General features: G+C 64.0%; 27 protein-coding genes and 1 pseudogene. 7 read left to right on the top strand and 21 right to left on the bottom strand.

What is annotated here, in order from left to right; all coding sequences use genetic code 11:
• Positions 1-7: 7 nt before the first annotated feature.
• The 11 genes and pseudogenes from pyk to AB0H22_RS21010 all read right to left on the bottom strand — a co-directional run bounded on the left by pyk (position 8) and on the right by AB0H22_RS21010 (position 10,346).
• Positions 8-1,426, bottom strand: a complete 1,419-nt coding sequence (gene pyk, locus AB0H22_RS21060; protein ID WP_180749988.1) for a pyruvate kinase — start codon at positions 1,424-1,426, stop codon at positions 8-10.
• Positions 1,427-1,507: 81 nt separating this feature from the next.
• The gene (sugE, locus tag AB0H22_RS21055; RefSeq protein ID WP_180749987.1) at positions 1,508-1,822 is read right to left on the bottom strand and encodes a quaternary ammonium compound efflux SMR transporter SugE; all 315 of its coding nucleotides are present in this window, start codon (positions 1,820-1,822) and stop codon (positions 1,508-1,510) included.
• Positions 1,823-1,932: 110 nt separating this feature from the next.
• A complete protein-coding gene (locus AB0H22_RS21050; RefSeq protein ID WP_358148692.1) occupies positions 1,933-2,301 on the bottom strand; it encodes an NINE protein in 369 nt (122 codons plus the stop codon).
• An 18-nt stretch (positions 2,302-2,319) separates the two neighbouring features.
• The gene (lgt, locus tag AB0H22_RS21045) at positions 2,320-3,363 is read right to left on the bottom strand and encodes a prolipoprotein diacylglyceryl transferase (RefSeq protein WP_358148689.1); all 1,044 of its coding nucleotides are present in this window, start codon (positions 3,361-3,363) and stop codon (positions 2,320-2,322) included.
• Positions 3,360-4,190 (bottom strand): tryptophan synthase subunit alpha, encoded by an 831-nt coding sequence (gene trpA, locus AB0H22_RS21040; protein WP_358148686.1) that lies wholly within the window; start codon positions 4,188-4,190, stop codon positions 3,360-3,362. Before trpA ends, lgt begins: the two co-directional genes overlap by 4 nt.
• A complete protein-coding gene (gene trpB, locus AB0H22_RS21035) occupies positions 4,187-5,446 on the bottom strand; it encodes a tryptophan synthase subunit beta (protein WP_358148684.1) in 1,260 nt (419 codons plus the stop codon). The genes trpA and trpB overlap by 4 nt, the downstream gene beginning before the upstream one ends.
• 39 nt (positions 5,447-5,485) lie before the next feature.
• Positions 5,486-6,304, bottom strand: coding sequence for an indole-3-glycerol phosphate synthase TrpC (gene trpC / locus AB0H22_RS21030; RefSeq protein ID WP_180749983.1), 819 nt, complete (start codon positions 6,302-6,304; stop codon positions 5,486-5,488).
• Positions 6,305-6,398: 94 nt separating this feature from the next.
• Positions 6,399-7,031 carry a TIGR02234 family membrane protein gene (locus AB0H22_RS21025; RefSeq protein ID WP_358148682.1) on the bottom strand — a complete coding sequence of 211 codons (633 nt, stop codon included), beginning with the start codon at positions 7,029-7,031 and terminating at the stop codon, positions 6,399-6,401.
• Complete coding sequence (locus AB0H22_RS21020; RefSeq protein ID WP_358148679.1) at positions 7,024-8,559, bottom strand: anthranilate synthase component I; 1,536 nt, start codon at positions 8,557-8,559, stop codon at positions 7,024-7,026. The genes AB0H22_RS21025 and AB0H22_RS21020 overlap by 8 nt, the downstream gene beginning before the upstream one ends.
• Positions 8,560-8,596: 37 nt before the next feature.
• Positions 8,597-9,790 (bottom strand): annotated as a pseudogene (locus AB0H22_RS21015) (DUF222 domain-containing protein).
• A gap of 64 nt (positions 9,791-9,854) precedes the next feature.
• Positions 9,855-10,346, bottom strand: coding sequence for a MarR family transcriptional regulator (locus tag AB0H22_RS21010; protein WP_358148677.1), 492 nt, complete (start codon positions 10,344-10,346; stop codon positions 9,855-9,857).
• A gap of 359 nt (positions 10,347-10,705) precedes the next feature.
• Here AB0H22_RS21010 and AB0H22_RS21005 point away from each other — a divergent pair, with 359 nt between their 5' ends.
• From AB0H22_RS21005 to AB0H22_RS20995, 3 genes are read left to right on the top strand one after another with little or no spacing between them, the layout of a single operon-like run.
• Positions 10,706-11,149 (top strand): MmpS family transport accessory protein, encoded by a 444-nt coding sequence (locus tag AB0H22_RS21005; protein WP_180749980.1) that lies wholly within the window; start codon positions 10,706-10,708, stop codon positions 11,147-11,149.
• On the top strand, positions 11,146-13,965 hold the full coding sequence (locus AB0H22_RS21000; RefSeq protein WP_358148674.1) for an MMPL family transporter: 2,820 nt from the start codon (positions 11,146-11,148) through the stop codon (positions 13,963-13,965). The genes AB0H22_RS21005 and AB0H22_RS21000 overlap by 4 nt, the downstream gene beginning before the upstream one ends.
• A gap of 43 nt (positions 13,966-14,008) precedes the next feature.
• Positions 14,009-14,467, top strand: a complete 459-nt coding sequence (locus tag AB0H22_RS20995; RefSeq protein ID WP_358148672.1) for a peroxiredoxin — start codon at positions 14,009-14,011, stop codon at positions 14,465-14,467.
• On the opposite strand, the gene hisI is transcribed toward AB0H22_RS20995, so the two are convergent.
• The 8 genes from hisI to hisD are packed head-to-tail and all read right to left on the bottom strand — an operon-like array spanning position 14,441 to position 20,858.
• Complete coding sequence (gene hisI / locus AB0H22_RS20990) at positions 14,441-14,797, bottom strand: phosphoribosyl-AMP cyclohydrolase (RefSeq protein WP_358148669.1); 357 nt, start codon at positions 14,795-14,797, stop codon at positions 14,441-14,443. The two genes, AB0H22_RS20995 and hisI, sit on opposite strands and share 27 nt — an antisense overlap.
• Positions 14,794-15,567 (bottom strand): imidazole glycerol phosphate synthase subunit HisF, encoded by a 774-nt coding sequence (gene hisF / locus AB0H22_RS20985; protein ID WP_180749976.1) that lies wholly within the window; start codon positions 15,565-15,567, stop codon positions 14,794-14,796. The genes hisI and hisF overlap by 4 nt, the downstream gene beginning before the upstream one ends.
• Positions 15,564-16,379, bottom strand: a complete 816-nt coding sequence (locus AB0H22_RS20980; protein ID WP_358148667.1) for an inositol monophosphatase — start codon at positions 16,377-16,379, stop codon at positions 15,564-15,566. Before AB0H22_RS20980 ends, hisF begins: the two co-directional genes overlap by 4 nt.
• A gap of 1 nt (position 16,380) precedes the next feature.
• Positions 16,381-17,112 (bottom strand): bifunctional 1-(5-phosphoribosyl)-5-((5-phosphoribosylamino)methylideneamino)imidazole-4-carboxamide isomerase/phosphoribosylanthranilate isomerase PriA, encoded by a 732-nt coding sequence (gene priA, locus AB0H22_RS20975; protein WP_180749974.1) that lies wholly within the window; start codon positions 17,110-17,112, stop codon positions 16,381-16,383.
• Positions 17,109-17,756 carry an imidazole glycerol phosphate synthase subunit HisH gene (hisH, locus tag AB0H22_RS20970; protein WP_358148663.1) on the bottom strand — a complete coding sequence of 216 codons (648 nt, stop codon included), beginning with the start codon at positions 17,754-17,756 and terminating at the stop codon, positions 17,109-17,111. The genes priA and hisH overlap by 4 nt, the downstream gene beginning before the upstream one ends.
• On the bottom strand, positions 17,753-18,376 hold the full coding sequence (gene hisB / locus AB0H22_RS20965; RefSeq protein ID WP_180749972.1) for an imidazoleglycerol-phosphate dehydratase HisB: 624 nt from the start codon (positions 18,374-18,376) through the stop codon (positions 17,753-17,755). Before hisB ends, hisH begins: the two co-directional genes overlap by 4 nt.
• The gene (locus AB0H22_RS20960; RefSeq protein ID WP_358148661.1) at positions 18,373-19,542 is read right to left on the bottom strand and encodes a histidinol-phosphate transaminase; all 1,170 of its coding nucleotides are present in this window, start codon (positions 19,540-19,542) and stop codon (positions 18,373-18,375) included. Before AB0H22_RS20960 ends, hisB begins: the two co-directional genes overlap by 4 nt.
• On the bottom strand, positions 19,539-20,858 hold the full coding sequence (hisD, locus tag AB0H22_RS20955; protein ID WP_358148789.1) for a histidinol dehydrogenase: 1,320 nt from the start codon (positions 20,856-20,858) through the stop codon (positions 19,539-19,541). The genes AB0H22_RS20960 and hisD overlap by 4 nt, the downstream gene beginning before the upstream one ends.
• Positions 20,859-21,031: 173 nt before the next feature.
• Here hisD and AB0H22_RS20950 point away from each other — a divergent pair, with 173 nt between their 5' ends.
• Both AB0H22_RS20950 and AB0H22_RS20945 read left to right on the top strand, forming a co-directional pair.
• The gene (locus tag AB0H22_RS20950) at positions 21,032-21,406 is read left to right on the top strand and encodes a nitroreductase family deazaflavin-dependent oxidoreductase (RefSeq protein WP_180750348.1); all 375 of its coding nucleotides are present in this window, start codon (positions 21,032-21,034) and stop codon (positions 21,404-21,406) included.
• 49 nt (positions 21,407-21,455) lie between these two features.
• Complete coding sequence (locus AB0H22_RS20945; RefSeq protein ID WP_358148659.1) at positions 21,456-21,704, top strand: nitroreductase family protein; 249 nt, start codon at positions 21,456-21,458, stop codon at positions 21,702-21,704.
• Here AB0H22_RS20945 and AB0H22_RS20940 read toward each other — a convergent pair.
• Both AB0H22_RS20940 and AB0H22_RS20935 read right to left on the bottom strand, forming a co-directional pair.
• Positions 21,688-22,356, bottom strand: coding sequence for a response regulator (locus AB0H22_RS20940; protein WP_358148657.1), 669 nt, complete (start codon positions 22,354-22,356; stop codon positions 21,688-21,690). The genes AB0H22_RS20945 and AB0H22_RS20940 overlap by 17 nt on opposite strands.
• Positions 22,353-24,035, bottom strand: coding sequence for a sensor histidine kinase (locus AB0H22_RS20935; protein WP_358148655.1), 1,683 nt, complete (start codon positions 24,033-24,035; stop codon positions 22,353-22,355). The genes AB0H22_RS20940 and AB0H22_RS20935 overlap by 4 nt, the downstream gene beginning before the upstream one ends.
• A gap of 142 nt (positions 24,036-24,177) precedes the next feature.
• On the opposite strand from AB0H22_RS20935, the gene AB0H22_RS20930 reads away from it, so the two are divergent.
• On the top strand, positions 24,178-24,987 hold the full coding sequence (locus AB0H22_RS20930; protein WP_358148653.1) for an ABC transporter ATP-binding protein: 810 nt from the start codon (positions 24,178-24,180) through the stop codon (positions 24,985-24,987).
• Positions 24,977-25,843, top strand: a complete 867-nt coding sequence (locus tag AB0H22_RS20925) for an ABC transporter permease (protein WP_358148651.1) — start codon at positions 24,977-24,979, stop codon at positions 25,841-25,843. The genes AB0H22_RS20930 and AB0H22_RS20925 overlap by 11 nt, the downstream gene beginning before the upstream one ends.
• Positions 25,844-25,845 lie beyond the last annotated feature (2 nt).

Genomic DNA, 25,845 nt, shown 5'->3' with positions numbered 1-25,845 from the left:
CCTCCGTTTAGTGGTCGTCCTCGCCGATCCGGTGCACGTGGATCAGATTGGTCGAGCCTACTGTCCCCGGCGGCGCGCCCGCGACGATGATCACGAGGTCGCCCCGCTGGTAGCGCTCCATAGCCAGCAACGAGGCGTCGACCTGCTGAATCATCCCGTCGGTGCTGTCCATCTGCGGGACGATGAAAGTCTCGGTACCCCAGGTCAGCGCCAGCTGGCTACGCACCTCGGGCAGGGCGGTGAAGGCCAGCAGCGGCAGCGGAGTGTGCAGGCGAGCCAAGCGGCGCACCGTGTCGCCGGACTGGGTGAACGCCACCAGGGCTTTGGCGTCCAGCCGCTCTCCGATATCCCGCGCGGCATACGAAATCACGCCGCGCTTGGTGCGCGGCACATGCGTCAACGGCGGTGCACTCACCGAGTGACCCTCCACCGCCGACACGATGCGGGCCATCGTCCGCACCGCCTCCAACGGGTACTTGCCGACCGAGGTCTCCCCCGACAGCATCACGGCATCGGCACCGTCCAAAACGGCATTGGCGACATCGGAGGCCTCGGCGCGGGTGGGCCGGGAGTTCTCGATCATCGATTCGAGCATCTGGGTGGCGACGATGACCGGCCGGGCGTTCTCGCGAGCGATCTGGATGGCCCGCTTCTGGACCAGCGGCACCTCTTCGAGCGGCAGCTCCACGCCGAGGTCACCGCGGGCGACCATGATCGCATCGAAGGCCAGCACGATGGCTTCGAGGTTGGCGACCGCTTCGGGCTTCTCCAGCTTGGCGATAACCGGTACGCGGCGTCCGACCCGGTCCATTATCGCGCGCACCAGCTCGACATCGGCGGGTGAACGCACGAACGACAGCGCAATCAGGTCCACCCCGATCCGCAGCGCGAATTCGAGGTCGGCGATGTCCTTTTCGGACAGGGCGGGGACCGAGACGTTCATTCCCGGCAACGACAAACCCTTGTTATTGCTGACCGGACCACCCTCGGTGACCAGGCAGACCACATCGTTGCCCTCGATGGCCTCTACCGTTAGACCCACCTTGCCGTCGTCGACAAGGAGCCTGTCCCCGACGGACGCATCGGCGGCCAGCTGCTTGTATGTGGTGGAAACCCGGTCAGGGGTGCCCACCACATCGTCGACGGTGATCCTGACCTTTTCGCCCGTCGCCCACTCGGTGGAGCCGGTGGCGAACCGGCCCAGTCGGATCTTGGGGCCCTGCAGGTCGGCGAGAATGCCGACCGCGCGCCCGGTCTCGTCGGAGGCCCGACGCACCCAGCGATAGTTCTGTTCGTGATCGGCATGGTCGCCGTGGCTGAAGTTGAGCCGCGCCACGTCCATCCCGGATTCGACGAGCTCACGCACAAGCTCGGCAGAACCGGTCGCAGGACCGAGGGTGCAAACAATCTTTCCGCGTCTCGTCACGGCTCTGAGCATAGTCGGGGTGACCTGTACTCACGAGTCAGTCGCACACGCGTAACCGCCCGCTTACCTCGATTTTCGTTGTCAGGACGCCAGTTTCAGCCCGATGATGCCGGCGAGAATCAACCCCAAGCTGAGCAGTCGCCAGACGTTGGCCGAATCGCCGAACAGCACGATGCCCAGGATCGCCGTGCCGACGGCACCAATACCCACCCAGATCGCGTACGCGGTACCGACTGGCAGGCTCTTCATCGCGATGCCGAGCAGCGCGATGCTGATGATCATCGATCCGATGGTGCCAACGGTCGGCCACAGGCGGGTGAAACCTTCGGTGTATTTGAGACCGATGGCCCAACCCACCTCAAGCAGACCCGCGAAGATGAGAACCAGCCAAACCATGAGAGATACCTCCGAAATTCGGTGAGGCCGTCCCCTGGCGAAGAATGACCGGGCCGTCCCGGTCATCTCGATTCTCTCACATCCGGCGAAGGGCCGTCTCAGCCTCGAGATCAGTCACGCAGTGCCCTGCCCGCTTTGTCATCGACCTTCCCGCCGAAAATCAGAACAGCGTCGACGATCGCCCAAATGACCGCGACGATTCCGAACGTCACCAAGCCAACCACCAGCTGAATGACACCCAGCAGCGTCTGGCCCAGATAGATGCGGCCGAAGCCCAGGAATCCGACCAGGCCCAGGAGTTGCAACAGACCCGCGACAAGCTTCGATTTGTCCGAGTACGGCTGGCCGGTGGCCGGATTCCGTCCAAAAGGCGCGGCAGGGTCGACATATCCGGGCGGCGGGTACAGCGCGCCTCCCGGCGGCGGATACGGAGCGCCGGGGGGCGGCGTTCCGAAGGGAGGCGGAGTGCTCTCGGTCATTTCTCCACCATGCCAGATCTACGGGGACGCCGTGGGATCCGGAGACCCCGGGTCCTTCTCGGGTTCCTTCTCTGCGGCCTGCTCGGTATCGGGCTGCTCGGTATCGGGCTGCTCGGAAGTGTCGTCTGTCTCCACCGGAGCGTCATCGGTCCCGGCTTCGCTCGTATCCGCGTCTGCGCCCTCCACAAGGGCCGCAGTGCCACCCAGCGTCGCCGGATCCTCACGCCCCTTGGGAGCCAGCAGGATGTAGGCGACCGCGCCAAGGAACACCAGTGTCGACGTGAAGGAGTTGACGCGAATCCCGCCGAACTGAGTGGCCGGGTCCACGCGCATCAACTCGACCCAGAAGCGTCCCAGGCAATACCCGGCGACGTACAACGCGAACAGCCGCCCATGCCCGATCTTGAAGCGCCGATCCACCAGGATCAGTACCGCGAAAATCAGGACGTTCCATAGCAATTCGTACAGAAAGGTCGGGTGGACGACCTGCGCCACCTCGCCGGTGGATACTCCGTTGAGGTTGAGGACGTCGACTGTGCCATCGGCAGAGCGACGGTAGAACAGCTCCAGCCCCCACGGCAGCGTGGTGGGCCCACCGGTGAGCTCCTGGTTGAAGTAATTACCCAGCCGACCGATCGCCTGGGCCAGCACGAGGCCGGGAGCGATCGCGTCGCCGAAGGCGGGAAGGGGGATTCCCCGACGGCGACAGGCGATCCAGGCTCCGACCGCGCCGAGGGCGACGGCACCCCAGATGCCGAGACCGCCTTCCCAGACTGCGATGGCCTTGGCGATGCCTTTACCGTGCGGGCCAAAGTAGGTCTGCCAGTCGGTCATCACGTGGTAGAGCCGACCGCCGACCAGTCCGAAAGGCACCGCCCACAACGCGATGTCGTAGATAACGCCGCGCTCGCCGCCGCGTTCCTCCCATCGGCGATCACCGATGACCAGCGCGACGATGATGCCCGCGATGATGCACAGCGCGTAGGCGCGGATCGGGATAGGTCCCAAATGCCAGACCCCTTGGGGCGGGCTGGGGATGTACGCCAGATTCACGACTGTCACAGTGTTTTCCTTGTTGTCCCCGAGGTTGTCCTCGAGCTGATGCCCTTCCGCACGCCGGTAGCCAACTCTTCAGTCAGGGTACGCACGGCGGCTGCGCCTTGCGGGGCGGCCGCAACCAATGCCGAGCCGACGATGACACCGTCGGCGTACGCCGCGATCTCGGCGGCCTGCGCGCCGGATCGCACACCAAGGCCGACACCCACCGCGATATCGGAGACTTCGCGAACCCTGCTCACCAGGGCCGGGGCGGCGTTCGATACCGCATCACGTGCACCGGTGACGCCCATGGTGGATGCCGCATATACGAATCCCCGGCAGGCGCCGACGGTCATCTCCAGCCGTTCCGGCGTGGATGAGGGCGCGACAAGGAAGATACGGTCCAGGTCGTGAGCGTCGGAGGCGGCGATCCAGTCTTCTGCCTCGTCGGGGATCAGGTCGGGGGTGATGATGCCAAGGCCTCCGGCCGCGGCGAGGTCACGCGCGAAGGCGTCAACTCCATACCGCAGCACCGGATTCCAGTAGGACATGACGACAGCATGTCCGCCAGCATCGGTGATGGCGCGGACCGTGGTGAAGACGTCGGCCACCCGAACTCCGTTGGCGAGCGCCGTCTCCGCTGCGGCGGCGATCGTGGGGCCGTCCATCATCGGATCCGAGTAGGCGATCCCGACCTCGATGATGTCGCATCCGCCCTGCACCAGGGTGGTCATGAGCTCGAGTGAGGTGTCGAGGTCCGGGTATCCGTTGGGCAGGTATCCGATCAGCGCGGCACGTTCTTCGCTCCGACACTTGTCGAAAACCTCGGTGAGACGACCGGGCTGGGTCATGACTGCACGCCGCTCTTGTCCAGCAGGTCGAACCACTTGGCAGCGGTTTCGACGTCCTTGTCTCCGCGGCCCGACAGGTTCACCACCATGACGGCGCCCTCACCCAACTCAACTCCGAGTTTGAGCGCGCCCGCGACGGCGTGTGCCGATTCGATGGCTGGGATGATCCCCTCGGCGCGGGACAGCAGCAGGAAGGCGTCCATGGCCTCGGTGTCGGTGATGGGCCGGTAATCGGCACGCCCGGATTCGCGCAGCCAGGCATGCTCGGGACCCACTCCCGGATAATCCAAACCCGCTGAGATCGAGTGGGATTCGATGGTCTGACCGTCCTCGTCCTGCAAGAGATAGGAGTAGGAACCCTGGAAGGCGCCGGGTGTCCCGCCGGTGAATGTGGCCGCATGCCTTCCGGTTTCGACACCGTCGCCAGCAGCCTCGTATCCGACCAACCGCACCGCCGGATCGTCGATAAAGGCATGGAAAAGACCGATCGCGTTCGAACCGCCGCCGACGCACGCGACGGCCGCATCCGGCAGCTTGCCCACCTGATCGAGCACCTGAGCCCGCGCTTCCATGCCGATGATGCGCTGAAAATCGCGCACCATCACCGGGAAAGGATGGGGGCCGGCCGCGGTACCAAAGCAGTAGTAGGTGTTGTGCGCATTGGTCACCCAGTCGCGCATGGCGTCGTTGATGGCGTCCTTGAGAGTTTTCGACCCCGACTCCACAGACACGACCGTCGATCCGAGCAGCCGCATTCTGGCGACATTGAGCGCTTGGCGCGCGGTGTCGACTGCACCCATGTAGATCACGCATTCGATACCCAGGAGTGCGCACGCGGTGGCGGTGGCAACCCCGTGCTGCCCCGCGCCGGTCTCGGCGATGACCCGGGTCTTCCCCATCTTCTTGGCCAGGAGTACCTGACCGAGAACATTGTTGATCTTGTGAGAACCCGTGTGGTTCAGGTCTTCTCGCTTGAGAAAGACTCGTGCCCCACCGGCATGGGAGCTGAGCCGCTCGGCCTCATACAGCGGGGACGGGCGGCCTACATAGTGCGTCTGCAGCCGGTCGAGCTCGGCGAGAAACGAATGATCGGATCTGATCTTCTCGTAGGCGGCGGTCACTTCCTCGATGACCGCCATGAGCGCCTCGGCGACGTAGCGACCCCCGTACGGACCGAAATGCCCACGGGCATCCGGATCGTGCGCGGTGGCCTCGGCGATGGCAGCGCTCATCTGCGGGAGGCCGGTGTTCTTCATGGATGAGCCGCTTGTGTGAAGACCGTCGGACATCGTCGTCTAGCGAGCCGGTTTGGGGCAGGACGGATGCGTACCCGCCGTCACCAAATCGGCGACAGCTCCCCGCGGATCGCCGCTGGTGACCAGCCCCTCGCCGACCAGTACGCCATCGGCTCCGGCACCGGCATAGGCCAGCAGATCGGCAGTGCCGCGAATACCGGATTCGGCGATACGGATCACGCCGCTGGGCAGCCCGGGCGCGATACGGGAGAAGCAATCCCGGTCGATCTCAAGAGTTTTCAGGTCGCGGGCGTTGACTCCGATGACCGATGCACCGGCGGACAGCGCGCGGTCGGCTTCTTCCTCGGTGTGTACCTCTACCAACGCGGTCATGCCAAGCGATTCGGTGCGATCGAGCAGCGATACCAGCGCGGTCTGTTCGAGCGCCGCGACGATCAGCAGGACGAGGTCGGCGCCATGCGCACGTGCCTCGTGAATCTGGTACGGACCGACCACAAAGTCCTTGCGCAGCACCGGAACTGACACAGCTGCGCGGACCGAGTCCAGATCGTCGAGACTTCCGTTAAATCGCCTGCCCTCGGTGAGCACGCTGATGATCCGTGCTCCCCCATCCTCATAGGCCTTCGCGAGCTTGGCGGGATCACTGATATCGGCAAGCTCGCCACGCGACGGGCTGGCCCGCTTGACCTCGGCGATCACGGCGATACCTGGCTCGCGCAGCGCGGCCATGACATTGAGTGGCTTGGGTGCTGCTTTGGCGGCCGCTTTCACGGTGGCGAGATCGACAACGGCTTCGCGCGCAGCGACATCAGCGCGCACGCCATCGAGGATCGAATCGAGTACGGTTCCCGAACTCATGACCTCGACGATTCCCTTCTTGCGGCGCCCCCGCGCCTGCGCACTCGAACTTCTGAGAAGGGTAGCCGTTCACGGGTCAAGTGAGAAAACCGGGTCAGGTAGGGCCGGACTGAGGCTGAGTCGGACCGATGGTGGGGTCGTGCCCGTCGTCCAAGCTGTCCCACATAACCCGCTCGCTCTGGTTCTTATCGGCCGCATCTGTGCCGTCAGACCGTCGCGCGGCCGGGGTCTGGTATTTGGTGGCGGCGGAGCCCCGTGCGGCCCTCAGCAGCGTTATCGCGGCCAATACCGCCAGTGCCGCGGCGATGACCGTGGCCGCGGCACCACCGGAGAGCCGGTCGGCGCCAACCAGGGTGGATATCGGGATGTTCTTGACATCCGCGGCGCGGGGTCCGATATCGCGGACCGCCCAGAGACTGACGCCTAGATAGGCCGCGCCGGCGCCGATCACCGCCGCCAGTCCGGCCAAGACCCGCAGCGCCCATCCGCGGATCGCGAGGGTGGCGATGGCGGCGGCGACCAAGGTAACAGCCATCGGAACCAGGGCCGCCGACCAGTCGGTGCCAGATACCACGATCGTTCTGGGCTCACCAAGACCGTCAAAGGAGCGCAGGCGTACCCAGGTGAACTTCGAGGCCGCCCACAGTCCGCCCGCTGCAATCACGAGTAACCCGGCACCCACGAGGAGCTGTTTTCGGCCCGGATTCCTCTGGGCCGGATCAGACATCCGCGGCGCCCGTGAGGGTTTCGGCGGCGGCGATGGCATTGAGCACCGCGGTGGCCTTGTTCCGAGCCTCGTTGTATTCGTATTCGCCCGTGGAGTCGGCCACCACACCCCCGCCTGCCTGCACATAGGCACGACCGTCCTTGAACAGTGCGGTGCGGATCGCGATGGCGAAATCGGCGTTCCCGGCGAAATCCAGGTATCCCAGGACTCCCCCGTACAGTCCGCGGCGGGTGAGCTCGACCTCTTCGATGAGTTCCATGGCGCGCACCTTCGGTGCCCCCGACAGCGTTCCGGCGGGGAAACACGCGGTGATGGCATCCAATGCCGTCTTGCCGTCCGCGAGCGACCCGGACACGGTCGACACCAGGTGCATGACGTGGCTGTAGCGCTCGATATGGCTGTAGTCGCTGACCTTCACGGTGCCCGGGGTGCAGACACGCCCGAGATCGTTGCGGCCCAGGTCGACCAGCATGAGGTGCTCGGAAAGCTCTTTTTCGTCGGCGAGTAGATCCTTGGCGAGCAGGATGTCTTCCTCGTCGGTCACGCCACGCCAGCGGGTTCCTGCGATCGGATGCGTGGTTGCCACCCCGTCCTTGACGGTGACGAGCGCCTCCGGACTCGATCCGACGATCGAAAACGCCGTTCCACCATCGGCATCCGGAGCGTGCAGCAGATACATGTACGGGCTCGGGTTGGTAACCCGCAGGATTCGGTACACGTCCAGCGGGTCGACATCGGTCTCCATTTCGAAGCGCATGCTCGGCACCACCTGGAATGCCTCGCCTGCTTCGATATCGCCGACCAGCTTGTCGACGATCGCGCTGTACTCCTCCACGGTGCGCTGGCTGCGATAGCTGGGCTTCGGACGATCGAAGTGCGCCACCGTGGAGGGCAGCGGCTGGCTCAGCGCCGCCGTCATCACGTCCAGCCGTTCGACCGCGCCGTCGTAGGCCTCAGCCACGCGTTCCGGGGTGTCATCCCAGTTCACCGCGTTGGCGATGAGCGTGATGGTGCCCTCATGGTGGTCGACGGCCGCCATATCGGTGGCGAGCAATAGCAGCAGATCCGGCAGGCCGAGGTCATCGGTGGCTTTCTCGGGCAACCGCTCCAGACGTCGCACGATGTCGTAGGCCAGGAAGCCCACCATCCCTCCCGACAGCGGCGGGAGATCCGAGAGCGACTCGCCAGCGAGCAGGTCCATGGTGGCCCGCAGCGCGGCGAGAGGGTCGCCTCCGACGGGCGCGCCCTCCGGGGTGGCGCCCAGCCAGGCGGCATGACCGTCCCGGACCGTCAACGCCGAGGGTGAACCCGCACCGATGAACGACCAACGGGACCATGACCGGCCATTCTCCGCCGATTCGAGCAGGAATGTACCCGGGCGATTGGCACCCAATTTGCGATAGGCAGAGACGGGAGTCTCGCTATCCGCCAGTACCTTTCGCGTCACCGGCACGACCCGGTGCACTGCCGCCAGGGCATTGAACTCTTCCCTGGTCGTGGTGGCGGCGCCGCTGACGGTGCTATTCATGACCACCATTCTCCCAGACCCCCGCCAGCCGATTTGGCTATGCCACCAGCGGAGGGGCGGTCGAATAGTGTGTTACCCCGGTCGGGGTGATGTATCTGACTGTGTGGCAATCGGTTCCATCGACGAGGTGGACGGTCCAACCGTTGGCCTCTTTGATGAAGTTGCAGCGTTCACACAGGCCCAACGCGTTTCGAAGACTGGTCGCGCCACCACGGGCATGGCTCATCGCGTGGTCATGATGGCGAATAGGCGCATCGCTATATGGGGTTCGGCAGGTTTGATCTCGTAGGTCGATGAGCTCGGCCAGCCCCTTGGGAAACGCCCGGCTCCGGGACTCCAATGCCACCAGCGCGCCGGTGCCCATCTTTCGGTATATCCGTTGCGCCGTGGCCTGCGCTCCCGCGCTAACCGCTCTGGAGATCAGATTGCGGCCTACTGCCGCGGGAATGGGGCCATAGCCCGCCACTGTCGCCGGCTCGTCGCCCTCACCTAGCAGCGCCGAGTCGGAAATCATGATGTTCACGCCAATCGGCACCGACTCGGCCGTCGCCACTCCTGTCAGCCGCTCCACGAGGGTGTCGGCCATGATCTGCCCGCGGCCGCGCTTGGGATCGGCCGAGATGTCGGCGGCTCGCTTCAGGGCCGCATATGCGGCCACGCCCTGTTTCACCGGCAGCAGTGCCTTCAGATAGGTCATGGTGTCCGGGGCGGGACGGATCGTGACCCGCCGATCGTTCTCTGCCCGACGCGCACGGTGCACCACAGCCTGGGGGTCGAGGCGGTACGCCAGTTTCTTGGCCTCCGCCGCGAGTCGCTGGTCGCCGAGTCCGTGATGCCGCGCCGGATCGGCGCACATCTCGACGTCGATCTACCGGCGATCCTCCAGGGCGAGGTAGGCAGTCTCGCGAACCAGGATGGTCGCGCGCCATTCGGAGAGAGCTCCGCATTCCAAGGCAGCCAGGGTATGCGGCATTTCATTGACAAGCGCCTTAGCGAACCCCAGGTGCCGGGAGCCGCGCGCCGGAGAATCCTGGCGCGCCAGTGCAACTTCCAATGCAATTCCAACACCGCGCCGCCTGGCAGGAACACCGTCACGTTCTTCGATGGCACGCCGCACCTCATCAAGTCGAACCGATATGCGGGCCTGTTCGGCCGCATCGTGAGCCTTGTGCCGCTCCAGCTCGGACAGACGCGTCACCAGTGACGCCGCCTCCCCGTCGAGGTCTGCCATGAATTGATGGTATCGAACACCTGTTCGAAAAACAAGAAGTCTGGCTTCGGGTGTCGCCCTCCGCCTAACCTTCGTATGCCCTGAGAGACGCAACGAGGCGCTCCAGGCTTGCGACCACTGCCGCCCGCTCGCCACCCAGACCGGCAAGCGCTTCACGTTCGATTCGCAGCTGCTCGGGGAAGAATTCGTCCACCACGGCGCGCCCACTGTCGGTCATGCTGATGATGGCGGCCCGCCTGTCGTTGGCATTGGCCTGCCGCTGCACATATCCGCGCTCCTCCAGCCGGCGGAGCGTTCTACTCACCCAGGCTTGCGATACGCCGAGTTCTTCGGCGACGTGGCGAGCGATCACCGGACCCTTGCGGTGGCGCAGCACAACCAGAATGTCGTGCTCGGGTTCGGCGATGGGTGCAGTCGCATAAAGAGGCTCGAGCGCCCGTGCGAGCAATCCGGTCGCCCGCTTCAACGAGCCGATCACTTCCATTGCGGATGTATCGAGCTCTGGCCTGCTCAGCGTCCAGTCACGTGTGGTAATCGAGCTCTCGTGGACGGCCATCGTGCCTCTCGATCCGGGAATGACAGGTAAACGCGTGTCGCGCCCAGGCTATCGAAACCTTGACGCCACCACCGGGAGCTCGACGATTTGTTTGCCAAACCCCCGCGCCACTCCCCTGAGACGAGCATCTCACCGGAGAGATCGACACCTAATACATAACTTGTATAGTATCTGTCACGCATGACTCGCGCCTCGATCGCCGCAAACCTCCGAAGGGTTGGAGTGAATCGAAGAGCGGGCTCGACCGCCGTCAATGGTGACGATCACGTTTCGCATCGCCCGGTAAGCAACAAAGCCAGCCGGTGCCGCAACCCGGACATCGCGGGTCCCGCAGGCCTTGAACCTCGAAAGGTACAGCCATGAGCGTCTCCAGAAGCCGTCGCCTGGTCAACAAGATCTGGTTGCCGGCCATATTTGTCGCGGTACTGCTCACTGCGGGGCTGGCCATCAAGTTCGCGCACGGGGTTTTCGGCTCGCAGGACCGAACACATAGCCCTGGAGGCAATTTCGCCGTCGTCCAATTCAATCCCAAGAGCATCGTTTACGAGATCTATGGCGACTACGGCGGCTGGGCGCGCGTGAGCTACTGGGATACCAACAACAAACCGGTCGACGTCGAGCCCACCGCATTGCCCTGGTCGCACACGGAGACGACCGTCCTGACGACCGCGACCGGGGACATCACGGCACAAGTGGCGGGCCAAAATGTTGGCTGCCGCATCACCGTTGACGGATTGGTGCGCTCAGAGCACACCGCAACCGGCGAGCACGCGGGTGTCTGGTGCCAGGTGCTGTCCGCATGAGCAGGCACGACACGGGAAAGCCCTTCTTCGCGAAGACAATTCGGAAGTTCTCGATACTGGTAGTCCTGGTGTGGGTTGCGTTCACCATTCTTGTCAACACCATCGTTCCGCAGCTCGAACCCGTCACCGACGCGAACCAGGGCCCGCTGGTGCCGCTCGACGCCCCCTCCTCGAAAGCCCTTATTCACATTGGCGAATCGTTCAAGGAATCCGACAGCAACAGCTTGGTGATGGTCATTCTCGAAGGTGACCACGCACTCAACGATGCCGATCACAAGTTCTATGACGAGCTGGCGGGCAAGCTAGAGAACGACAAAAAGCACGTTCAGTACGTGATGAACCTGTGGGGTCAGGGGACGACTGCCGCAGGCGTACAGAGTGCAGATGGAAAGGCCGCGTACACGCTTGTGCGTGTCGCGGGTGATCAAGGTTCGACTGTCTCCGATGAATCCATCAAAGCGATTCGCGAGCTCGTCGCCGAGGTCCAACCCTCCAATGGCGTCAAGGTGTACGTCTCGGGCTCGGCACCACTGTCCACGGACATGCTCCAAGTGGGCAACCAAAGCATGATCCGCTTGATGTACGTGACGATCGCCATCATCACCGTGATGCTGCTCATCGTCTACCGGTCCGTCGCCACGGCGTTCCTGACGTTACTCATGGTGATGGTGGAATTGTCCTGCGGGCGAGGCGTTGTCGCGTTCCTCGCTTATCACAAGATAATCGGTATCTCCGTCTTCGCCTCGAACATCCTGGTCTCGTTGATTCTCGGCGCGGGCACCGACTATGCGATCTTCTTGATCGGCAGATACCAAGAGGCCCGGCATGCGGGCGAAGACCGGGAATCCGCGTATTACTCTGCGGTGAAAGGCGTCTCCCACGTCATCCTCGGGTCGGGTCTGGCCATCGCGGGCGCCACATTCTGCCTTCAGTTCACTCGCCTCAACTATTTCAACACGATGGGCGTGCCGTGCGCGGCGGCAACGCTTGTTGCAGTCGCGGCATCCCTCACCTTCGGGCCCGCCGTACTGGCACTGGGTAGCCGCTTCGGGGTATTTGAGCCGAAAGTCAAGGCAAGCGCCGGTATTTGGCGCAAGGTCGGCACCGTTACCGTGCGTTGGCCCGGGCGAATTCTTGTGGTGAGCAGTGTCGTGGTGTTGATCGGTTCGATCACGCTCCCGTCATACCGCCCGCAATATGATGATCGAATCTTTGTATCCGCCGATACTCCGGCGAATCAGGGATATGCCGCAGCAGACAGGCATTTCCCGGTGAGCAAGCTCAATAGCGACATGCTCATGGTCGAATCCGAGCACGATATGCGTAATTCCACGGACATGATCGCTCTGGACAAGGTGGCACGCAGCGTGTTCCACACACCAGGCGTCGCGATGATTCAGAGCGTCACCAGACCGCTGGGCACCCCGCTGGAACATTCTTCGTTCACCTACACCATGGGAACTATGGGAACCAAGATCAACGAATTGATCCCATTCCTCACGGATCTCACCGATCGGTTCACCCAAATGGCCGATATCACCGAGCGGATGTCTGGCCTGATGCGCCAACAACAAGAGCTCACCGGGCAGCAGGCGGGCGCCGCGCATATCACCGTCAAGGGTGCACAGGAGCTCAAAGACGTCACGGTCACCATGCGGGACACCCTCGGCAATTTCGACGACCAGTTCCGGCCGCTCCGGAATTACTTTTACTGGGAACCCCACTGCGCCGACATCCCTATGTGCTGGGCACTGAGATCGCTGTTCGATATGACCGACCAGATCGACTCGATGACCGATGCCGTGGATGACACCCTCAAGGCCGCGCTGATACAGGACGCTGTCACACCGCAACTGGTCGAGGTCATCGGGAAAAGCGCCAACGAACTGGACAGTATGAGAAAAGTGATCCTCACCGAGCAGAGCACCATGCGGCCGCTGCTGACCCAGCTGAACGAGCTGGGCCGCCAAATGATGGACCTCGGATACGCATTCGACAGTTCCAAGAACGACGAGTTCTTCTACCTGCCGCCCGAGGCCTTCGACAATCCGTACTTCCAGATCGACCTGAAGTACTTCATCTCACCGGACGGGAAATCCGCGCGCTACATGATCTACCACGACGGAGAGGCGTTGAGCCCGGAAGGCATTGCGCACGCCCAGGCCTACCTGCCCGCGGCCAAGGAAGCGCTGAAGGGCACGACGCTAGCGGGGGCGCGGGTCTACCTCGGCGGTGCCGCAGCAACATACTGGGACATCCAGGACGCCACGAAGACAGATCTCCTGATCGCGGCAATCGCGGCATTTGCCCTGATTTTCCTGGTGATGCTGCTCATCACCAGGAGCGTGGTGGCAGCACTGGTCATCGTCGGCACCGTGGCGTTCTCTTACTCGGGCGCCTTCGGATTATCGGTGCTGGTTTGGCAGCACTTCCTTGGGATACCGCTGAGCTGGCTAAACCTGCCCATCACCTTCATCATCCTGGTGGCGGTGGGCTCGGACTACAACCTGCTGCTCATTTCCCGCTATCTGGAGGAAAGCAAGGCGGGGCTGAACACGGGCTTGATCAGGGCGGTAGCCAATTCCGGAAAGGTTGTCACTACTGCGGGCATCGTCTTCGCCACCACGATGATGGCCATGCTGTCGAGCGACCTACTCTCGGTCGGCCAATTGGGGTCCATCATCGGTCTCGGCCTCCTGCTCGACACACTCGTCGTGCGTTCGTTCATCACGCCGGCGATCGCCCGCCTCCTCGGGCCGCTGTTCTGGTGGCCTCGGCTCATCCGTTCACGCCCGGCGCGCGCGGTGCACACATGAGGCCCGGTGCCGGAGACGCGGCGCTGCGGGTAGCGTTCGACTCATGAAACCTGGTGATCGCGTCGCCGACTTCGAGCTCCCGGATCAGACCGGATCCGCCCGCAGTCTCTCCGCACTCCTGGCCGACGGACCCGTCGTGCTGTTCTTCTATCCGGCCGCCAACACCCCAGGCTGCACCGCCGAGGCTTGCCATTTTCGGGATCTGGCAACCGAATTCAAGGAAGCCGGCGCCTCGCGGGTGGGTATCAGCGTCGACTCGGTGGAGAAGCAGGCCGACTTCGCCGACAAGCGCAAGTTCGACTACCCACTGCTCTCGGATACCGGCGGGAAGGTTTCGTCAGCCTTCGGCGTCAAGCGCGGTCTGTTGGGCAAGCTGGCTCCGGTCAAGCGGACCACGTTCATCATCGGCACCGATAAGACGATCCTGGAGGTCTTCGCGAGCGAGCTCAACATGAACGCGCACGCCGACAAGGCCCTAGAGTTCCTCCGCGCCCGCAAGTAGCACATCGGCATCGAAGCAGCTGTGCGCGCCGGTGTGGCATGCCGGTCCGGTCTGGTCGACTTCGAGAACCAGCGTGTCACCGTCGCAGTCCAACCGCACCGAATGCACATATTGGGTGTGACCTGACGTCTCACCCTTGACCCACAGACGCTGACGCGAACGTGAGAAGTAAGTCCCGCGCCGCGTCTCGAGGGTCTGCGCCAAGGCCTCGTCGTTCATCCACGCCACCATCAGCACCGTGCCGGTGCCGTGCTCCTGTACGACCGCGGTTACCAGGCCTGCGGCGTCACGCTTCAAACGATCGGCGATCGCCGGATCCAGCTCAGTCATCGCACGGTGATCCCTTCTGCCGCCATCGCCGCTTTAACCTCACCGATGGTCAGCTCTCGGAAATGGAAGACGCTGGCGGCCAGCACCGCATCGGCACCGGCCTGGACCGCCGGGGCGAAATGCTCCACAGCACCGGCTCCGCCGCTGGCGATCACCGGGACATCGACCGCGGCGCGTGCGGCCGCGATCATCGGAAGGTCGAATCCCGCTTTGGTGCCGTCGGCGTCCATCGAATTGAGCAGGATCTCCCCCACCCCCAATTCGGCTCCACGCCTTGCCCATTCGATTGCATCGAGCCCGGTGCCCGTACGCCCGCCGTGTGTGGTGACCTCCCATCCGGACGGGGTGGGCGCGTCCGGTTCGCGGACCCGGCGCGCATCGACGCTCAGTACGATGCACTGCGATCCGAACCGCTGTGCCAACTCGGCTAGCAGCTCCGGGCGAGCGATCGCCGCGGTGTTGACGCCCACCTTGTCCGCACCGGCCCGCAGCAGCACGTTGACGTCTTCCACCGACCGCACACCGCCTCCCACAGTCAACGGAATGAAGACCTGCTCGGCGGTACGCCGCACAACATCCAGCATGGTGGCCCGGCCCGAGGAGGACGCCGTGACATCAAGGAAGGTCAGCTCGTCCACACCCTCGGCGTCATAGGCGGCGGCGAGCTCCACCGGATCGCCGGCGTCACGCAGGTTTTCGAAGTTCACACCTTTGACCACTCGGCCGTCGTCGACGTCGAGGCAGGCGATGACCCTTGTCGCAACACTCATCGGTAGTCCTCCGGGTCTCCCACTTCAGCCAGCACTTCCAGGATCTGTTCGTGCACACCCGGCGCGGCCACCAGCACCGACGGCGATTCGGGCGTCCACGGATTGCCGCGGAGATCCGTCGCGTGCCCGCCCGCCGACTGAACCAACGCGATACCGGCCGCGTGATCCCACACGTGCGCGCCGAAACTCACCGCACCGCCGAGTATCCCGCCCGCAGTGAAGGCCAAATCGATCCCGGTGCTGCCATGCATCCGCAGACGGGACGTGATGCGGCTCAGGTTCTCCAGCACCGCCAACCGATAACGGCCCGGCACTCGCCCCTTCCAGTCGACGTTGAAGGTGCCCAGACCCACCGCAACATCGGCGAGGTCGGCTCGTGGCAGCGGGGGCATCGCCACACCGTTACGCATCAGCGGGCCACCAGTGACTGCGGTGTACTTCTCCCCCATAAACGGTAACCAAGTCAACCCCGCTACCGGCACTCCGTCGGAGAGCAGCCCCAGAAGGATGGCGGCCATCGGGGACCCTGCCGCGTAGTTCACCGTGCCGTCGATAGGGTCGACAACCCATACCAGACCGGAATCCACTGCCGGGCCGCCGAATTCCTCACCGTGCACGGCGATACCGGTGCGCTCGGTGAGCGCCGCGACCACCATCCGCTCGATGGCCAGATCTTCCTCGGTGGCGAAGTCCTTGCCACCCTTGAACACCACGCCATCGGCCCCGTGCCCGGCCACGAAGCGCTGAGCCGCGACGTCCAGAATCGCGGACGCCTCAGAAACCAGAGTTACGAGCTCCGCAGTCGTGGGCATGTCAGGAAACGGCAGCCAGTGCGTCGGGCAGGGTGAATCGGCCTGCGTAGAGGGCCTTTCCGACGATCGCACCCTCGATACCGGCCCCGGTCAGCTCCGCGATGGCGCGCAAGTCATCGAGGCTCGATACCCCGCCCGAGGCGATTACGGGAGCATTGGCCACACCCGCAACCTGTGCGAGCAGTTCCAGGTTCGGTCCCGTGAGGGTGCCATCCTTTGTCACGTCGGTGACGACGTAGCGCGAACATCCTTGTGCGCGCAGTCGTTCCATTACCTCCCAGAGGTCGCCGCCGTCGCTGACCCAGCCGCGGCCGCGCAGCCGGTGTGCGCCGTCGACGATTTCCACGTCGAGCCCCACGGCAACCCGCTCGCCGTGTCGGGCGATGGCCGAGGCACACCACTCCGGGTCCTCGAGTGCTGCGGTCCCGAGATTGACTCGAGCGCAACCGGTTGCGAGCGCAGCCTTCAACGAATCGTCATCGCGGATGCCGCCGGAGAGCTCAACCTTGACATCGAGCTCGCCAACCACCTGAGCGAGCAGCTCGCGATTGGAGCCACGACCGAAGGCTGCGTCCAGATCCACCAGGTGCACCCATTCGGCACCGTCGTTCTGCCATGCCAGGGCGGCGTCACGCGGTGAGCCGTAAGTGGTTTCGCTGCCTGCCTTGCCCTGTACGAGGCGGACGGCCTGACCGTCGGCGACATCGACCGCCGGTAATAGAACGAGACTCACGAGATTCCCTTCACCCAATTGCTCAACAACACGGCCCCCGCATCGCCACTTTTCTCCGGATGGAACTGAGTGGCTGCCAATGGACCATTCTCCACCGCTGCCACGAACGGCACATGATGGGTAGCCCAGGTCACCAGCGGCCGCACGATTGGCGACTCGCTCAGTGTTTCCAGCTCCCACTTCTGCACCGCGTACGAGTGCACGAAATAGAAGCGGGTCTCGGCGTCCAGTCCGGCGAACAATTCGGATCCGGTCGCGGCATCGACCGTATTCCAACCCATATGCGGGATCACCGGTGCCTCGAGCCGACTGACCACACCGGGCCACTGACCGCATCCGTCGGTATCGACACCGAATTCGACGCCGTGGCTGAACAGAATTTGCATACCAACGCAGACGCCAAGCACCGGACGCCCGCCCGCCAGGCGCACGTCGATGATGCGCTCGCCGCCGATACTCCGCAGTCCCTCCATACACGCAGCGAACGCACCCACCCCCGGTACCACCAGCCCATCGGCATTAAGGGCCGCATCGGCGTCGGAGGTCACTGTGACGTCGGCGCCGACCCGTTCCAGCGCGCGCTGAGCGGATCTAAGATTGCCCGAACCATAATCGAGGACAACAACTTTCGCCTTAGCCGTCACAGACTGCCTTTAGTAGAGGGCACTCCGGTGACGCGCGGGTCAGGTTCGACGGCCTGACGCAGCGCCCTGGCCACGGCCTTGTACTGGGCCTCGGTGATGTGGTGGGGGTCGCGGCCGTACAGGGTGCGTACATGCAGCGCGATACGCGCGTTGAGTGCCAACGACTCGAACACGTGCGCATTGATGACGGTGTGGTAGGGCACAGAGCTGCCCGCAATCGTGGTGTGCAGCAGATGCTCCGGCTCGCCGGTGTGCACACAGTACGGACGGCCCGAGACGTCCACCGCGGCGTGCGCCAGGGTTTCGTCCATCGGAATGAACGCGTCGCCGAACCGGCGAATACCCTTCTTGTCCCCAAGAGCCTCAGCCAGCGCTTGCCCCAGGGTGATTGCGGTGTCCTCCACCGTGTGGTGTGCCTCGATCTCGGTGTCGCCCTTGGCCGTGATCTTCAGATCGAAACTGGCATGGGTGCCCAATGCGGTGAGCATGTGGTCGTAGAACGGCACACCGGTGTCGATGCGCACCTGACCGGTGCCGTCGAGGTTCAGTTCGACCACGATGTCCGACTCACGGGTAGCCCGCGCCACCCGGGCAATGCGTGGCTGAATGGGATCCGTCATGATTCCGCACCCTTCTCGAGGTCGGTTGCAGCGAGGCTGTCGCTGACTTTCAAGAACATGTCATTCTCACTCGCCAACCCGATGGTGACACGCAAATAACCCGGGATTCCGACATCCCGGATGAGCACGCCCGCATCGAGATACCGCTGCCAGCTCGCCGCCGAATCGGCGAACCTGCCGAACAGTATGAAATTGGCATCGCTGGGGATCACCCGGAATCCGCTGGCCGACAACGTCTCCGATACCCGGATGCGTTCGGCAACCAATGTCGCGACGCTGCCGAGGGTCTCTACGCGGTGTTTCACCGCGGCTCGGGCCGCCGCCTGGGTGAGCACCGAGAGGTGATATGGAAGGCGCACCAACAGCAGCGCCTCTACGACCGCCGGCGCGGCCACCAGATAGCCGAGCCGTCCACCCGCGAAGGCGAAGGCCTTGCTCATGGTGCGGCTCACGATCAGCTTCGTCGGATACTCGTCGATCAGACCGATACCACTGGGGCCCGTCGAGAACTCCGCATATGCCTCATCCAGGATCACCACTCCCGGAGCCGCATCGAGGATCCTGCGCAGATCCTGCAGCGGAACCGACTGACCCGTCGGGTTGTTGGGACTCGTCACGAAGATGACGTCGGGGCGACGATCGCGTACCGCCGCGACGGCGGCGTCCGCATCCAGCGAAAAGTCTTCTAAACGCTGCGCCTGCATCCATTCGGTCTGCGTCCCATCGGAGATGATGGGGTGCATCGAGTAGGACGGCGTGAACCCCAATGCGGTACGCCCCGGCCCGCCGAAGGCCTGCAGCAGCTGCTGCAATACCTCGTTGGAACCGTTTGCCGCCCAAACGTTCTCCGTGGCGACAGGCACGCCCGTTTGTTCCGTCAGGTACCCGGCCAGATCGGCGCGCAGAGCCACCGCGTCCCGGTCGGGATACCGGTGCAGTTCCGCCGCCACCTCGCGGACGGCGACCGCGATGTCCGCGACGAGACCCTCAGTGGGGCCGTGCGGGTTCTCGTTGGTGTTCAGCCGTACCGGGACAACCAATTGCGGTGCACCATAAGGAATCTTACCGCGCAAGCTATCCCGCATCGGCAGGTCTTCAAGACGTGCGGAAGCGCCAGGCACGGATGCACCGCTTGCACGAACACCGTTAGGCGCGATGGAGCTCATGATCGCTCGAATCGGCGTCGGACCGCCTCGCCGTGAGCGGGCAGGTTCTCGGCGTTTGCCAGCGTAATCACGTGTCCAGACACCTCTTTAAGAGCAGCCTCCGTGTAATCCACGATATGGATCCCGCGCAGGAACGTCTGCACCGAGAGCCCACTGGAATGCCGCGCGCATCCCGCAGTGGGGAGCACGTGATTGGATCCGGCGCAATAGTCACCCAGGCTCACCGGCGACCACGGTCCCAGGAAGATCGCACCGGCACTGCGTACGCGCGCGGCTACTGCGGTGGGAGCATGCGTCTGAATTTCCAAGTGCTCAGCCGCATAGGCATTCACGACCTTGATTCCCGCACTGATGTCATCGACGAGGACGATCCCGGACTGGGTACCGGTCAGCGCGGCGGTGACCCGCTCGGCATGCACAGTCGTCTCAAGCTGTGCGACAGTCTCTTTCACCACGGCATCGGCCAGCGCCACACTGGTGGTGACAAGCACACTCGCCGCTAACACGTCGTGCTCGGCCTGGCTGATCAGGTCGGCCGCCACGTGCACCGGATCGGCCGTCTCATCGGCGAGGATCGCGATTTCGGTCGGACCGGCCTCGGCGTCGATGCCCACCAGCGAGCGGCACATCCGCTTGGCTGCGGTCACGTAGATATTGCCGGGCCCGGTGATCATGTCCACCGCCGCGAGCTCGGCACCATCGGTATCGATGCCGCCATGCGCCAGCAGGGCCACACCTTGTGCTCCACCGACCGCCCAGATTTCCTCGACGCCCAGCATCCGTGCCGCAGCGAGAATCGTCGGGTGCGGCAGCCCGCCGAACTGAGCCTGTGGCGGCGAGGCAATCACGAGAGATCCCACCCCGGCCGTCTGCGCGGGTACGACGTTCATGACGACGCTCGACGGATAGACGGCGTTGCCGCCCGGAACGTACAAACCCACCCGCTCGACGGGTACCCACCGCTCAGTGACGGTGGCGCCGTCCGCAACGGTGGTCACGGTGTCCTGACGGCGCTGATCCGCGTGCACGGCGCGCGCCCGCAGAATGGCCACCTCGAGCGCGTCGCGTACCGCCGGGTCAAGTTCAGCGAGGGCGCGTTCCAGCTCCGCGGTGGGCACCCGCACGGTTTCGGGGCGAACACCGTCGAACTCGGCGCAGAACTCCAGCGCGGCCTCCGCGCCACGGTCCCGGACGGCCTCCACGACGGGCCGCACCCTGGGCAGCACGGCGTCAACGTCGGTGCCGCCGCGCGGCAGTGCCGAACGCAGATGGGACGGGGACAAGCTCGCACCACGCATGTCGATACGGCGAAGCAGAACAGGTCCGGCGTCATTCACATGTGCCATTGTCCCAGAGCTGTTCAAGGGCATTTACCTCGCAGTGGCCGGTTGCATGTGACGCCAGTCTCATTAGACTCCCGTCCAGTAGACCCCACTGCCACGCGACGATCGGAAACCCCATGTCAGCAAATCATCAGCCCGGTGTGCCCATGCTCATGCCCGATTGGCTCGAACGGGCGCAGATCAAATACATGAATCCGCTGATGGCGCCCATCGCACGCTTCCTGCCGTCCTTCGCCACCGTCACGCACTATGGCCGCACATCGGGCACCAAGTACGAAACCACCGTGAACGCGTTCCGCAAGGGCAATGCCATCTCCATCGGCCTGATCCACGGCAAGACCAATTGGACCAAGAATGTGATCGCCGCCGGCCGCGCCGACATCACGCTGTTCCGCGGAAAGCAGATCCACGTCATCAACCCGCGCATCGTGGAGCAGGGCCAGGGTGATCCGGCGCTGACCAGGTCCACCCGCGTCGCCAACAAGCGTGCCGGGGTCTTCGTCGCCGATATTGCGAACTAGTTATTCATCAGCTGTTGAAATCCTAGGTTGATGATGCCCATACCGTGGCGTGACTGATTTCGAACAGCTGGTCCGCGACCGATCCTCGATCCGTGATTTCCTGCAGACGCCGGTCCCCCGCGACGCCCTAAACGCCGCTCTGGAGACCGCACAGCACGCGCCATCGAACTCGAATATCCAGCCGTCGCGGGTTGTCATCGCCGAGGGGGTGACGCGGGAGCACCTGAGTGACGCACCGATGAATGCGGTACGCGCCCCACGCGACCCGGTCAGCGCCAACGTCACTTTTCTGGGATAAGAAACTCCTGCTCGGGACGGCCGGTGGTGCCATACCGCAACCGCATCTCCAACTCCGAGCTGCCAACCAGTGAGGCTAGATAGCGTTGCGCCGTCGCGCGGGAAATCCCCACCGCCACCGCGACTTCCGCAGAGGACATGGGGGACGACGTATTCCCGATGGCCTGCAGGACGATCTGCTTGGTCGGCGACGACGGAGCGGCCGAACGTAGCGCACTTGCGACCGGGCGCAAGGAGTCCAACGCCGAATCCACCTCGGCGGAGCTGAGCTCGTCGCTGCGCAGGATGCTGCGATAACGCGCATAAGCGGTCAGCCGAGCGACCAGCGCGGCATTCCCGAACGGCTTCACCAGGTAGCTCAGCGCGCCCGCGGCCAGCGCCCGCCGGACGACCTCTCCCTCGACCGCGGCCGACACGACCATTGCATCACAACGTAATTCGCGCACGAAGTCGACACCAGAGCCGTCAGGCAAATACACGTCGACCAGCGCCAGATCGATATCGGTAGATATCACCGCATCACGCGCCGCTCCCACGGTGTGCGCGATCGCCGCCACCGTGAAACCGGGTATCGCACCGACGATCCCGGCGTGCAGGTTGGCTACTCGAAAGTCGTCGTCGACGATCAGAACCCGCAGCTCGGATTCACTCATTTCGGCTCATTCCCTTCGCCTTCCACCATTACCGACGGTATCCGCGCGATGAACTCCGCTCCGAGGAGCCCTGGGCCGGCCGCCGTTGCCGTGGCCAACCACACGTCACCGCCGAGACCCCGAGCGATCTGACGGGTCAACGCCAGACCCACCCCTCGACCGCCCGGGGCACCACCATCGTCCTTGGTCGAGACGCCCTCGACGAACAGCCCGTCCGCCATGGATTCCGCGACCCCATCCCCACTGTCGGCGACGGTGATATGCAGTGTTGTGCCGTCCTGAACCACCCCGACCTCGACCCTGCGCTGCGAATCCGATCCGGTTCGTGCCGCGTCGATAGCGTTGTCGATCAGGTTGCCCAGCACCGTTGTGACGTCCACCGGTTGCACGAGGGTGCCGGAAACCCAGGTGTTGTCCCCGAGCGTTAGCGTCACACCCGCTTCTCGGGCATTCGCCATTTTCGCAGCGACGAAGGCCTGAAGATATGGATCGCCCAGCGTCTCGATCTCCGGAAGCGCGGCACCCAACGGGCCCGTGCCGAGCAGCTCGTCCAGGTAGTGCGCGGCCTCCTGCGTCCGGTCTCCGTGTACCAATCCACTCAACAGGTGCAGACGGTTCGCGAATTCATGCCGCTGGGCCCGCAGCACGGTGCTCATCGACTGCACCGCGTCCAGTTGTCGGGTCAGCAGTTCCACATCCGTTCGATCGCGCACAGTGAGCACCGCGCCCAACGCACGGCCTGCCCGTGTCACCGCACGCGCCGTGACCACAACGACTCGGTCACCCACTGTCGCCAGGACAGGCGCCGCGGACATTTCGTGAAGCAGCGAGAGAACCCTTGGCGTCAAACCGATATCACCTACCTGCCGCCCTGTTGCATCATCCAAACCCAACAGGCGTGCCGCTTCGTCGTTGACGACGGTGGTTCTTCCTTCGACGTCGATGGCCAGTACCCCCTCCCCGATGCCATGCAGAACCGCCGCCTGTTCCCGCACCAGCTCGGTCAGCTCCGCAGGTTCTAGGCCGAGGGTGAGGCGTCTCCACCGGCGCGCAAGCAGTACCGAACCCGCGATTCCAAACAGGAATGCGGCGCCCACGATCCATCCGGCGACCCGCAGATCTAGGAACAAGCGGTCGCGCACCGCCGTCGTAGAGACCCCGACGCTGACCTCTCCCACCGCCGCCGATGTACCAGGTTGCCGTACAGGAACTTTGGCGCGTACGGAATCTCCCAAGGTGCCGGCTTCCTCGACAACGACATCGCGCCCGGCCAGGGCGGCCGAAGGGTCGGTGCTTACCGGGTATCCCAGCCGGTCCTCGGTGGGATGGGCCAACCGGATCCCATGCTCGTCGGTGATCACCACGAACAACGCGTCGCTACGCTTTTGCACCGCGCTGGCGATGTGTTGCAACTGGCCGTCCGAAAGCTCATCGGTGAGAACGGAGCCCGATGTGAGCGTGCCCTGTGCATATTCGGTCACCCGGGCACGCACCTCAGGCATCGCGGCGACCGTTCGCGCGATCGCCATTGCCCGCTGCCCGTACTCGGCGGAAAGCCGCCGGTCACCCACCACGGCGAGGACGGCGAACGCCACACCCAGCGCGAGGAAGACGACGGCAACCTGCAGCAGAAGCACTTGCGTACCCAATCGCAGCACGGTGCGCTTCCCGGAACCCATGCGTCAGAGCGTAGGCAGGTCCGTGCGCAGAATGCGCAAAACTGACGAAAAGTGCGATTTGCGCGGGTAGTGCGTACAAGCGGAAAACTGTGACACCCACCACTTATCGTCGGACTCCGGCGGCTAGCGAAGGAGATCTGCAATGGCGCATCCACTCATCGAACTTCGGGGAGCAACCAAACGGTTCCCCTCCAATCGCGGTGACGGCATCCACACCGCGGTCCGCGATCTCGACATCAATATCGACACCGGGGAATTCGTCGCCGTCGTCGGCCCCACCGGGTGTGGCAAGTCCACCACCCTGTCACTGGTTTCCGGGCTGGAGCCGCCCTCGGCGGGACGTGTCCTGGTGCGCGGCAAGGACGTATCGGGGATTCCTGCAGGAGTCGGCTATATGTTCCAGCAGGATGCCGTGCTGCCTTGGAAGAACGTCATCGATAATGTTGCCCTGGGTCCCCTCTACCGCGGCGTACCAAAGTACGAGGCCCACGAGAAGGCCGCCGCCTGGGTCCGCACCGTCGGCCTCGGCGGGTTCGAGAAGTACTACCCCCACCAACTATCGGGTGGCATGCGCAAGCGTGTGGCGCTGGCACAGACCCTGGTCAACGAGCCCGAAATCCTGCTCATGGATGAGCCATTCAGCGCCCTGGACGTACAGACCCGCCAGCTCATGCAGGACGAACTGCTGCGGGTGTGGTCCGGTACCGGTGCCGCTGCCATCTTCGTCACCCATGACCTTGAAGAGGCGATCGCACTGGCCGACCGAGTGGTGGTGATGACCGCCAGCCCCGCCACGGTGTGCGGAGACTTCCCTATCACGCTGCCGCGCCCCCGGGATGTCGAGGAAGTCCGACTCACCGATGAATTCCGCAGCATCTACCGCGAGATCTGGGAAACACTGCGCGATCAGGTGGAGGCCGCCCGCGCGAAGGGAGAAGCCAATGTCGCATAGCCTGCTTGACCTGCCGGTTCTCGAGACCGACGAGTCGATCCTCCAACGTGCACGTAAGAACAAGCGCCGCAGCATGCTACGTATCTGGGGATTGCGAACCCTGCTTGTGGTGATCTGGTTGGCTTCGTGGGAGCTCGCGGCCACGGTATGGCTGGACCCGTTCTTCTACTCGAAGCCCTCGCTGATCTGGGCACGATTGGTCGAGTGGTTCACCATCGGAACCCAGTTCGGTTCGGTATGGCTGCAGATCTTCACCACCGTCGAAGAGGCCGTCCTGGGCTTCCTCATCGGCACCGTCGCGGGTGTGACGTTGGGCGTGTTGCTGGGCCGCAGCCGTTACTGGTCGGAGGTACTGGCACCGTTCATCAAGGCGCTCAACGCCGTTCCACGCATCGTCCTTGCCTCCTTGTTCATCATCTGGTTCGGCCTGGGACTGAGCTCCAAGGTCGCCACCGTGGTGGTGCTGGTGTTCTTCGCGGTGTTCTTCAACGCATTCACCGGGGCGCGTGAGGTCGACGGCAATGTGATCAACAATGCCCGAATCCTCGGCGCCAGCCCTACCCGCATCCTGACCTCGATCGTGCTGCCCAGCGCGACAAGTTGGATCCTGTCGAGTCTGCACACCGCATTCGGGTTCGCACTCATCGGCGCAGTCGTCGGTGAATATGCAGGCGCAAGCAAGGGATTGGGCCTGTTGATCAGCAATGCTCAAGGCACGTTCGACTCCGCGGGAATCTATGCGGGCATGATCATCATCACGGTCGTCGCCCTACTCGCCGAATGGCTCATCGGTATCGCCGAATCCCGGTTGCTCAAATGGCGTCCTTCGCAGTCGAACTCGGGCCACGGGGTGTGAGG

The organism is Mycobacterium sp. NPDC050853 (genome assembly GCF_040653875.1).
Lineage (GTDB): Bacteria > Actinomycetota > Actinomycetes > Mycobacteriales > Mycobacteriaceae > Mycobacterium.
Note: the sequence above shows the minus strand (reverse complement) of the source record. Positions and strands in the feature narration are given on the sequence as shown.